The 11,169-nt window shown below is 43.4% G+C and carries 9 protein-coding genes; 7 read left to right on the top strand and 2 right to left on the bottom strand.

Annotation, left to right across the window (positions count from 1 at the left end):
* Nucleotides 1-335 precede the first annotated feature (335 nt).
* The 5 genes from R7O13_RS09865 (at nt 336) to R7O13_RS09885 (ending at nt 6,053) form a co-directional block, all read left to right on the top strand.
* Nucleotides 336-1,256 carry an HDOD domain-containing protein gene (locus tag R7O13_RS09865; protein ID WP_025766846.1) on the top strand — a complete coding sequence of 307 codons (921 nt, stop codon included), beginning with the start codon at nt 336-338 and terminating at the stop codon, nt 1,254-1,256.
* Between the two features lie 146 nt (nt 1,257-1,402).
* Entirely contained in the window at nt 1,403-2,308 is a 906-nt protein-coding gene (locus R7O13_RS09870) for a lysine exporter LysO family protein (protein WP_005378011.1), read from the top strand.
* Nucleotides 2,309-2,516: 208 nt separating this feature from the next.
* Nucleotides 2,517-3,029 carry a hypothetical protein gene (locus R7O13_RS09875; protein WP_025766848.1) on the top strand — a complete coding sequence of 171 codons (513 nt, stop codon included), beginning with the start codon at nt 2,517-2,519 and terminating at the stop codon, nt 3,027-3,029.
* Between the two features lie 211 nt (nt 3,030-3,240).
* A complete protein-coding gene (panP, locus tag R7O13_RS09880) occupies nt 3,241-4,887 on the top strand; it encodes a pyridoxal-dependent aspartate 1-decarboxylase PanP (RefSeq protein WP_213876557.1) in 1,647 nt (548 codons plus the stop codon).
* A gap of 311 nt (nt 4,888-5,198) precedes the next feature.
* On the top strand, nt 5,199-6,053 hold the full coding sequence (locus tag R7O13_RS09885) for a MurR/RpiR family transcriptional regulator (protein ID WP_005378021.1): 855 nt from the start codon (nt 5,199-5,201) through the stop codon (nt 6,051-6,053).
* A 76-nt stretch (nt 6,054-6,129) separates the two neighbouring features.
* Here R7O13_RS09885 and R7O13_RS09890 read toward each other — a convergent pair whose 3' ends face one another.
* Nucleotides 6,130-7,374, bottom strand: coding sequence for an iron-containing alcohol dehydrogenase (locus R7O13_RS09890; protein ID WP_170890567.1), 1,245 nt, complete (start codon nt 7,372-7,374; stop codon nt 6,130-6,132).
* A 377-nt stretch (nt 7,375-7,751) separates the two neighbouring features.
* Between R7O13_RS09890 and R7O13_RS09895 the strand changes: the two genes are divergently transcribed.
* Together R7O13_RS09895 and R7O13_RS09900 are read left to right on the top strand one after the other, a co-directional pair.
* Nucleotides 7,752-8,018, top strand: coding sequence for a GrxA family glutaredoxin (locus R7O13_RS09895; RefSeq protein ID WP_005378026.1), 267 nt, complete (start codon nt 7,752-7,754; stop codon nt 8,016-8,018).
* A 175-nt stretch (nt 8,019-8,193) separates the two neighbouring features.
* The gene (locus R7O13_RS09900; RefSeq protein ID WP_005378028.1) at nt 8,194-9,876 is read left to right on the top strand and encodes an aspartate:alanine antiporter; all 1,683 of its coding nucleotides are present in this window, start codon (nt 8,194-8,196) and stop codon (nt 9,874-9,876) included.
* Between the two features lie 78 nt (nt 9,877-9,954).
* On the opposite strand, the gene fabV is transcribed toward R7O13_RS09900, so the two are convergent.
* Nucleotides 9,955-11,157, bottom strand: coding sequence for an enoyl-ACP reductase FabV (gene fabV / locus R7O13_RS09905; RefSeq protein WP_005388648.1), 1,203 nt, complete (start codon nt 11,155-11,157; stop codon nt 9,955-9,957).
* Nucleotides 11,158-11,169 lie beyond the last annotated feature (12 nt).

Below are 11,169 nucleotides of genomic sequence, written 5' to 3' on the forward strand. Positions count from 1 at the left end.
GCGATGTCACCAGATAAACAGCAGCTTATAGCGAATTATAAATGTCGATTTGTTGGCGATATTTTTGTGAGTTGTGCTCACCAACTTGCTTAATCATACTTAACGTTGAAAAATAAGTTAGGACATAGGTCACATATAAAAAAGTATAAATTCTGCATACGTGATTAGTTTCACACTTATTGTTCGTGTGGTGATATTTTTTTGACGCATAGCATGCCTAAAACGCGCCATCATTATGATCTCGCTGGCAATTACGGGCACATAATACGCATTTAATTGATAAAGAATACGCTGTAAGGGTACACTGTACGAAAGATCTCAAGTACAGCGTCACAATGGAACATTTATCATTTTTTTGGCTGCCAAATAATAAAGATAAGCTTATAAACGCACTGGAATCCGAGTTTGCTCAGCTGGTAGAACAGTCCATCTCCACGGGTAAGATTTCGTTACCTCCTATTCCTGATGTCGTGCTTAAAATTCAGCAGTTATGTGTCGAAGAACACACCACGATTGCCGATGTTGCTAACTGTTTATTGGAAGATCCCGGATTAGCAGCGGTCGTTTTACGAGTCGCTAACTCTGTGATTTTCAATCGCAGAAATATCACCTGCAACGACTTAACTACCGCGGTATCTCGTCTCGGAATACTTCGTGTACGTGATATTGTTACCGCACAAGCGATTGAGCAACTTAAACACTCAGTTAATCTCACTAAAGAATGCAATGCTATCTTGGTGAAGAGTGCCGCGATATCGCGTGAGCTCGGTGCCGTCATGGTGATGTTGGTTCAATCGTTTCGTAGCCACGAGCCAGGCACTTACGGCCATCTAGAGCAAGAAAAGGCGTTATTGGTCGGTCTATTAGCCGATATTGGGTTATTTTGCCTAATTAATGAGTACCACTTGTACTTAGATAGGGGCAATTACTTAGACCCAGATATTGCATTGCAGATCTTCCAAACACGTTGTTCTGCCACAAGTAAACTGGTACTTGAGCGTTGGGGGTTTGACAACGACTTCAGAGAAGTATCCTCAAACGAAAAATACGAATTAACGCGACCAGAAGTGAGTTATCTCGACATCGCTAGAATTGCGCATCATTTATTGATGTTCCGCAATCACGATGAACGCATTGACGAACATGAAGTTGAATTCAACTTAACTGGTGCAGAAGTCTTGTATGAACTTAGTAACATGAGTGATACTGACTTCAATGATCAAATCCGAGCTGTACTCAATGCTAGCGGTTTGTAATTTATCGCTTTCTGATAATACCTTATCCGTGATAAAACGATTCGCTCAAGGCTGAGCTGTGTGTGGTGAAATGTCTTTAATTTCAACCGATAGATAATTTGATTTATGCGTGTTGATGTTATCTCAAAAAGGAATCATTGAGCTTTATGTTTTCAGGGATGCTATTTATTTTCGCTCCGCTTGTGGTGGGGTATCTAATTCCTATATCTCGATCTTCGTTATTGGAGAAGATCAATCAGTCAACGTCCTACCTTATTTACGTCATTTTGTCGTTGATGGGTCTTAGTTTGGCGGCGCTCGATAATTTAAGCAGCAACTTACAAAGTATTCTCCTCTATGCGAGTACGTTTTTTTTGTGTCTAAGTGCCTGCAACCTGTTGGCTCTGCCTATTATTGATAAAATTATTCCACTCCAGACCAATCAGAATCAAAAGAAGCTACCGTTATCTTCGATGGCTTTAGAGTCAGTTAAGCTTATCGTGGTCGTTGGCGGAGGGTTAGTGGTTGGCCTGCTGTTACCCATTGATTTAAGTTGGGTAGATACAGCAAGCGAATGGATACTCTTTCTACTTCTATTTTTTATTGGTATTCAGCTGCGCAATAGTGGACTTACTCTGCGTCAAATCCTATTAAATAAACAAGGAATGGCCATTGCGGCTGTTGTCATCGCAACATGTATGCTTGGTGGCGTTCTTGCAGCGGTGCTTTTGGATCTTCCTCTTTATCAAGCACTCGCAATGGCTTCAGGTTTTGGCTGGTATTCACTCGCAGGTATTTTAATGGGTGACGCTTTTGGTCCGGTATTTGGTGGCGCGTCGTTCTTGATTGAATTGATGAGAGAGCTAGTCGCACTGGTTGCCATTCCTCTCTTTATTCGTAGCTATCCGTGCACCGCAATTGGTTATGCCGGTGCAACAGCAATGGACTTCACCCTACCCGTTATTCAAACCACCGGTGGTGTGCGTTGTGTTCCTGTTGCTATCGTTAGCGGCTTTATTTTGAGTTTATTGGTACCAGTTATGATGCTTTTCTTTGTATCACTTGCTAGCTAGATCTCAGGTTTTCGCTTTAACATCCATTACAATACGGCAAAAATTTAAATACCCAGTTAACGTCAAAGTGGTCAATATTTTTTGGCAAGACCCCTCTTTCTTTTCGTCATTCAGCCCAACGATTTGTCACGACCAAATAGAAAGAAGGGATAAACATCAACTGATGTGCATTGCGTTAATAAAGGGATAACAACCAGAAGGAAGAAGAATGAAACGCTTTGTCGTTGCAGCGCTCCTCGCTACAAGCTCAACTTTTACGATTGCCGCAGATCAACAATGTCTTGCTAGCAAATACGATGGCTACGTCGATGCCTCACTACAGTGGTATCAAGATCTTGTTGATTTGACGGTTACCCAATATCCAGATCTGAAAGAAGTTAGTCAATGGTTCTTGGATGGACGTAAACATCACTTTGAATTAAACCGCGAAGCGGTTCACTACTTTCTAGAGAACGACCCTAGCCGCGTTGCGACGGAACAGCCAATCGAAGCATGGTTAAAACTAGAGCAACATGACGTTAAGCAGTTAGCGACCCGAAGCGATAAGTTAGGTGAAGTTGCAAAACAGACATTTAGCGACCGTCAATCAACTAACCACCCAAAAAACTACGAACTTCGTTCAGCATTCGCTGATCTGCTTAGTCATCCCCAACAAATTGATACCGCACTTAATAAGTACAATCAGTCAATAGAAAAGATTGAAAAGCAGAAATGTGACTAAGATTGCTCGCATTAGTCGTTGATTAGCATTCGAAAACACTAGAATGTTTTAACGTACTCAATCTAGAATTTTTTAATGTGAATATCGTAACCTTCACCTAAAATTTTCATTTCTACAACTTGGGTTTCAACAATTAAAACGGGACTTTGCGCCCGTTTTAGTTTAGATTGTGCCGCTCGCATTACCAAAATAACTACAAAGATTCTTTGCTATGGTTAAGGAACAAAAAACCGCTGATGTTAGCTTTGAGAGCTTGCTAAAGATCTTCACTGTCCCAGAAGGTCCGGACTCAACGTTAACTAAAATTGACGAGAGCCTCTCGCGAAATCTAAATCAATTTCTTCGTGAACACATCGTGGCAGAAGAAAAGCCTTTACGCGAAATCGAAAAAGACTTTTCTTCTGCTCAGATTCCTGAGCAGCCAGAGTTCGTGTCAGATCATACAGAGCACTTACTCGACACTTTGGTGTCGCACTCAGTTCACACATCTTCACCAAGCTTCATTGGTCATATGACATCGGCACTGCCTTATTTCTTGATGCCACTGTCAAAGATCATGATCGCCTTAAACCAAAACCTGGTAAAAATAGAGACTTCCAAAGCCTTTACGCCACTTGAGCGTCAAGTTTTGGGTATGCTGCATCGCTTGATATATGGTCAGAATGATACGTTTTACAATCAGTGGATGCACAGTGCAAACCACTCATTAGGCGCATTTTGTTCCGGCGGCACCATTGCCAATATCACTGCGCTTTGGGTAGCACGTAACAAAGCGTTAAGAGCCAATGGCTCATTTAAAGGCGTGGAAAAGGAAGGCCTTTTTAAAGCCATGAAGCACTATGGCTATGATGGCTTAGCGGTGCTAGTGTCTGAGCGTGGTCACTACTCCCTTAAGAAAGCAGCCGATGTATTAGGGCTAGGCCAGGAGGGTTTGGTTGCGGTTAAAACCGATACCAACAACCGCATTGTTATCGACGACCTGAAAGCGAAAATTGTTGAGCTCGAAAAACAAAACATCAAGCCTATTGCTGTTATTGGTGTGGCTGGCACAACAGAGACAGGTAATGTTGATCCATTGCCTGAAATCGCTGAAGTCTGCCAAGCTCACAGCTGTCACTTCCATGTGGATGCCGCATGGGGTGGCGCAACACTTATGTCTAACCATCACCGTCACCTTCTTAAAGGTGTGGAAATGGCAGACTCAGTAACTATTGATGCGCACAAGCAGCTCTACATCCCGATGGGCGCTGGTATGGTTCTGTTCAAAGACCCTGACGCAATGAAATCCATAGAGCATCACGCTCAATATATATTGCGCAAAGGTTCAAAAGACCTAGGCAGCCATACACTAGAAGGCTCACGTTCGGGCATGGCGATGTTGGTCTACGCCGCAATGCACATCATAAGTCGCCCAGGTTACGAGCTTCTGATTGACCAAAGCATTGAAAAAGCTCGATACTTTGCGGATTTAATCAAACAGCAAGATGATTTCGAGTTAGTTTCTGAACCAGAGCTTTGTCTGCTCACATACCGTTATTTGCCGCCATTCATCCGTGAAGCATTAGCACAAGCAGAAGGCTCACAAAAAGAACAACTGAATGAGCTGATCAATGAGTTAACACAGTTTATTCAAAAGCGTCAGCGCGAAACGGGCAAATCGTTCGTTTCACGTACAAGACTGAACCCAGACCAATGGCAACGCATGAATACGATAGTGTTTCGAGTGGTTTTGGCAAATCCACTGACCACAAAAGAAATTTTGAGCTCAGTGCTTGATGAACAACGCGAAATCGCCAAGCAAGCACCAAATTTGATGAAAAGAATTCAACAGCTGGTTGTTGATATTCAATCGTCTTAACGGCCAGATCGAGTTACATCAATTTGAAATTTTTTTTCGTTTTGATGTAACTCAAACATCATTATCGTGCGACTAGCGCAACAAAACTTCGTTTACACATCCAATTCTGTAGTTTTTACAACATTTTGTTTGAGGCCTGTCAAATTCTCACTAAATAGTACCCGTTATTGGTTTAGACTGATTGAAGATCAGGTTTATACTGATTCTATGGCGCTGGTTGTTTTCGTTAACGCCCCACTCTACTCCGGAATCTTCGTGTTTCCTTTCGTTAGCAGAGCCAGCGAGTTGTTCTCTATACCCTCGTGAACACTATGAATACATTAGAAAAAATTCAAAAAAACCTGGAGAATTTCAGTAAGTCAGAGCGCAAAGTTGCGGAAGTAATTATGGCGTCTCCACAAACTGCAATTCATTCAAGCATTGCAACGCTGGCTAAAATGGCCGACGTTAGTGAGCCCACTGTAAACCGCTTCTGTCGTCGTCTGGACACCAAGGGCTTTCCAGATTTTAAGCTTCACTTGGCACAGAGCCTAGCCAACGGCACCCCTTACGTTAACCGTAATGTGGAAGAAGACGATGGCCCAGACGCGTACACCCATAAGATTTTCGAATCGACGATGGCGTGTTTAGATGTCGCGAAAAATAGCCTAGATCCAATGCAAGTGAACCGTGCGGTCGATTTGCTAACGCAAGCGAAGCGCATTTCATTCTTTGGCCTTGGTGCATCATCTTCTGTTGCCCGAGACGCACAAAACAAGTTTATTCGCTTTAATATTCCAATTACTTGTTTTGAAGATATTGTTATGCAGCGCATGAGTTGTATCAACTGCAGTGATAATGATGTTGTGGTTCTTATTTCTCATACCGGTCGAACAAAGAGTCAGGTAGAAATAGCGAACCTTGCTCGTGAAAATGGCGCAACGGTTATTGCGATTACAGCGAAGGATTCTCCTCTAGAAAAGGCAAGCTCGCTGGCCATCACGCTCGATATTCCAGAAGATACCGACGTTTACATGCCAATGGCAAGCCGAGTTGTACAAATGACAGTGATTGATGTGCTAGCAACTGGCTTCACTCTTCGCCGTGGTACAGGTTTCCGTGAGAACCTAAAACGCGTAAAAGATGCGTTGAAAGACAGTCGCTATGACAAACTAAGCCAGTACTAAGCACTAAAGCTTAGTCAATACTTTATCTAGGGGAGCTCAAGGCTCCCCTTTTGTTTTAATGCTGCTAAGGGAGCAATCACCCTAAGTCGTTGACACTCGATAAGTCCGTTCTTGATTCCAGTACTTCAACAGAACTGACATGTTGTGCACTCTCAGCTGCGCACTCTCCGCTACAATCACAGACTTGCTGCAATATGTAAATCAAACGTTCCTGATTCAGGGGTAAAGGATTCCCTTTGATTGCCATTGATTTAAGCGCATCGTTCGCCACTTGCTCAAAAGAGGTTTCGCATACTCCAAATTGAGCCAGTAGCGGTAACGCTAACTTATCTAGCACCATATTGACCCAAAGAATTCCATCGTGTTCGTTAGCGTTTACTCGCTCGGTGACTAATTGGGCCAGCTTGCGATAACGACTTATCACATCATTCCTACCCGCGAGTTTAGCGGCGTTAATGTTCTCCTGCATCACGTGCGGAGCTAAGCGAGCCGTAATAACGCTATGGGGGGCGTCTAACTTGCCTCCTAACGCCGATGCTAACCCATGAGCGGCACCTAATTTGGCATTAGTAATCGCCATACCACCAAGCAATGCAGCGAACGATAAATCAGAGCGCGCCTTATGATTATCTTGCTTACAAGCGGCAATCACTGAACGGCTTAAACGGCGTAGCCCCTCTTCGCAGACCATATCAGTAAGAGGGTTTGGCTCACCACACACATACGCTTCCATTAAATGAGTGAACGCATCCATTGCGCCACGTCCAGATGTGTATTGGTCGGTCCCGTAAGTAAGTGTCGGGTCTACAATGGCAACGTCTGCGAGCATATCAGGGCTTCGAAGACTCACTTTCACTTTATCTTGTCCAGATTTCAGCACAGCATTTCTGGTCACTTCTGAACCGGTGCTTGCTGTCGTAGGAATCGCAATAAAATGAAGAGGCTTTGCTTTTAAAGGGACGCTTCTTCCTACCACTTCTACGTAATCGTAAACATTGCCTTGATTGGGAATAATGGCAGCTAAGGCTTTGCCCATATCGATGACGCTGCCACCACCTATCGCAACCACCATATCAGGTTGGAATTTTCTACCGAGCACTGCGGTCTCTTCTACCATCGTGATGTATGGTTCACCAACGATAGCTACGTGCTGGTAACGCATATTTTGAGCTTTAAGATATTGGATAATGGGGGCGGCTCGTTGGGTATCCTGCCCAGTGACCAGCAAAACACTGTAGCCAAATTGGTTAATAACGGATAATGAAGATTGAAGTGCACCTTCACCAAATATAATCCTTGTTGCAGTCATAAACTGAAACATACACACCCTCCCAAAAGAATATACCCAAATAACCTCTCGCCCTCTGATTTAACACTTATGTTAGAGTTGAAGTTATTTGCGTATAGCCAAAATAGATTGCTATTTTTTTAAACAAAAAAAATTGACCAATTCCACCTTGCCATCATTAACCCTTTAGAATGTATGCTTTTTATGCGTCACTTCACATACTTCAGAGCCGTAAAATAAGAACACGCGTTTAGTTTTTATTCGATAGATTTCACCTATAGAACCAAGAGGTAATTGCCGCTTTATTTCCGTATCTGGATCGGGCATAGTTACTCCAACAAAAGAAAGCGCACTCAGCCGCTATGTTTTGTACGCTTTCAAAAAAGAATAGATTTAGGAGAAATAAGATTATGTTCGTTGTTATCTTTGGTCGCCCTGCATGTCCTTTCTGTGTTCGTGCAAAAGAGCACGCAGAAACGCTAAAAGCAAAACGTGATGACTTCAACTACCGTTACGTTGATATTCACGCTGAAGGTATTTCTAAAGCAGATCTTGAGAAAACAGTTGGTAAACCAGTTGAAACCGTTCCTCAGATCTTTATCGACCAAGAGCACATCGGTGGCTGCGACGAGTTCGAAGCATACGCGAAAGAGCACCTAGGTCTATTTGACGAGTAATAAAGACTGTTTTTAAAAAAGCCGCTTCATGCGGCTTTTTTATTATTTTTCAGCTGGTTATTACGTTAAGTCAACTAATGGTAAAACCTAAAAAAATTCACTTATCTTTTTGCTATATTTAGTTACAATTCACAGTTCTTAATCTTTTTTGGCACACACTCTACCGAGCCACACAGTGAACATAGACGTCGTATACCTTCTCGAGCAAAACCCTATCCTTCTAATCTTCGTCGTATTAGCCATTGGCCTTGCCATCGGAAAAATTCGATTTGGCAAATTACAATTAGGCAACTCTATTGGCGTTCTTATTACCTCTTTGGTAATGGGCCACCTTGGTTTCTCATTTAATGCAGAAGCTTTAACCATTGGCTTTATGCTGTTTATCTACTGCGTTGGCATTGAAGCTGGACCAAACTTTTTTGGTATATTCTTCAGAGATGGTAAGCATTATTTTATTTTAAGCATGACTGTTCTCGTGTCTGCGGTCAGCTTAACGTATGGCTTGAGTCACTATTTCGGCCTCGATTTTGGCTTATCCGCCGGTATGATGGCAGGCGCATTGACCGCAACGCCAGTACTGGTTGGTGCACAAGATGCTCTTAACTCTGGCCTTGCGACTATACCGCGGAATATGGAATTTTCTCTGGTATTAGAAAATCTATCCGTAGGCTACGCGATGGCTTATCTGGTCGGCTTAATTAGCATGATCATGTTTGCTAAATTGTTGCCAAAACTGCAAAAACAAAACCTTTCTGATTCCGCGCAGCAAATCGCACAAGAGCGTGGCCTTGGAAATTCAAGCCAGAGAAAAGTGTATTTACCCATTATTCGAGCTTACCGAGTGGGCCCAGAGCTAATTGACTGGACTGATGGTAAAAACTTGCGAGAACTGGGTATTTATCGTCAAACTGGCTGTTACATTGAACGAATCCGTCGCAATGGTATTCTCGCCCACCCAGATGGTGATGCTATCTTGCAAGAGGGAGATGAAATTGCACTGGTTGGCTTCCCTGACAGCCATGCTCGCTTAGACCCTAGCTTCCGTAATGGTAAAGAAGTATTCGACCGTAACTTGCTTGATTTGCGCATCGTTGAAGAAGAAATCGTCGTAAAAAGTGACGCTATCGCTGGTAAGCGTTTATCGGATTTGAATTTGTCTGAGTTTGGCTGTTTCTTAAACCGCGTAGTTCGCGCTCAGATTGAAATGCCTATGGACTTAGACATTGTGCTCGCTAAAGGTGACGTCCTTCAAGTGAGCGGCGAGAAAAGCCGAGTACATGGACTGGCGGAAAAAATCGGTTTCATCTCGATCCACAGTCAAATGGCCGATTTGCTCGCTTTTTGTAGCTTCTTTATTTTGGGTATTCTGTTTGGCCTCATCACAATGACGTTCGGTCAGGTGTCTTTCAGTTTGGGTAATGCGGTGGGTCTTCTGTTGTCCGGTATTACGCTTGGTTTCTTACGAGCAAATCACCCTACTTTCGGTTATGTCCCACAAGGGGCGCTGAATATGGTCAAAGATCTAGGGTTAATGTTCTTTATGGTGGGAATTGGTCTAAGTGCAGGTGGAAAGATGTTCGAGCACCTAACGCAAGTAGGACCAAAAGTCATTGGTTTGGCATTTATTGTCAGTGTTGTGCCTGTGGTTCTGGCTTACTTAGTTGGCGCACACGTACTCAAGATGAACCGTGCCCTGCTCTTCGGTGCCATTATTGGCGCCCGTACTTGCGCTCCAGCTATGGATGTCGTTAACGACTACGCTAAGTCCACCATCCCAGCCCTTGGTTATGCGGGTACCTATGCGATTGCGAATATTTTAATGACGCTAGCTGGTACGATACTGATAATACTAAGTTAATACTCACTTTGACTATGAAATACAAAAAGGCGCTCAATGAGCGCCTTTTGTTTATTGGTTATCTAGTCTGTGATTCGATTAGATTTGAATGAAGTCGGCTTCAACTGCTGGATTCACATCCGCTTCGTAATCTACGCCTTCAACGCCGAAACCAAATAGCTTCAAGAACTCTTCTTTGTACTCAACGTAGTCAGTCAGCTCTTTTAGGTTCTCAGTCGTAATTTGAGGCCATAGCTCACGACAGTGCTGCTGAATGTCGTCACGAAGTTCCCAGTCATCCAGACGTAGGCGGTTCATCTCATCAACTTCTGCCGCGCTACCGTCTTCTTTGTATAAACGTTGGCTGAACATACGGTAAATTTGTTCCATACAGCCTTCGTGTACACCTTCTTCGCGCATTTTCTTGAATACCATTGCGATATACAGTGGCATAACAGGAATTGCAGAACTCGCCTGAGTTACAACAGATTTAAGTACCGCAACATTGGCACTGCCGCCTGTTGCTGCTAACTTGTCGTTTAGCGCTTTCGCTGCACGGTCTAGGTCCATTTTTGCTTTACCTAGTGCACCATCCCAATAAATTGGCCAAGTTAGCTCAGTACCAATGTAGCTGTACGCGACGGTCTTACAACCTTCAGCAAGAACACCAGCATCAGACAACGCATTGATCCAAAGTTCCCAATCTTCACCGCCCATTACAGTGACAGTGTCTTTGATTTCTTCTTCTGTTGCAGGCTCAACGCTAGCTTCGATGATCACATCTTTGTTGGTATCAACAGCCGTTGATGTGTAAGTTTCACCGATAGGTTTAAGAGATGAACGAACTAATTCACCAGTTTCTGGCATTTTACGTACTGGAGATGCCAGTGAGTAAACCACCATATCGATTTGACCTAAGTCTTCTTTGATCAGCTCGATAGTTTTCTGTTTCGCTTCATTTGAGAAAGCGTCGCCGTTTAAGCTTTTTGCGTACAGACCTTCTTCACGCGCTAGCTTTTCAAAAGCAGCGGCATTGTAAAAACCTGCTGTACCTGGTTTCTTCTCAGTACCTTCTTTTTCGAAGAAAACACCGATAGTTGATGCACCGCCACCAAATGCCGCAGCGATACGAGAAGATAGACCGTAGCCACTTGATGCACCAACAACAAGAACACGCTTAGGTGCGTTTTTGATTGGACCTTGCGCTTTGGTGTACGCAATTTGTTCTTTTACGTTAGCTTCACAACCAACAGGGTGCGTTGTAGTACAGATAAATCCACGAATTCTAGGTTTGATGATCATATTCAACTTCCT

The sequence above is a fragment of the Vibrio sp. Y176 genome (assembly GCF_033438945.1).

Coding starts and splice junctions, on each gene's coding strand:
- R7O13_RS09865 (WP_025766846.1), top strand. CDS start 336: ATGGAACATTTATCATTTTTTTGGCTGCCAAATAATAAAGATAAGCTT.
- R7O13_RS09870 (WP_005378011.1), top strand. CDS start 1,403: ATGTTTTCAGGGATGCTATTTATTTTCGCTCCGCTTGTGGTGGGGTAT.
- R7O13_RS09875 (WP_025766848.1), top strand. CDS start 2,517: ATGAAACGCTTTGTCGTTGCAGCGCTCCTCGCTACAAGCTCAACTTTT.
- panP (WP_213876557.1), top strand. CDS start 3,241: ATGGTTAAGGAACAAAAAACCGCTGATGTTAGCTTTGAGAGCTTGCTA.
- R7O13_RS09885 (WP_005378021.1), top strand. CDS start 5,199: ATGAATACATTAGAAAAAATTCAAAAAAACCTGGAGAATTTCAGTAAG.
- R7O13_RS09890 (WP_170890567.1), bottom strand. CDS start 7,374: ATGTTTCAGTTTATGACTGCAACAAGGATTATATTTGGTGAAGGTGCA.
- R7O13_RS09895 (WP_005378026.1), top strand. CDS start 7,752: ATGTTCGTTGTTATCTTTGGTCGCCCTGCATGTCCTTTCTGTGTTCGT.
- fabV (WP_005388648.1), bottom strand. CDS start 11,157: ATGATCATCAAACCTAGAATTCGTGGATTTATCTGTACTACAACGCAC.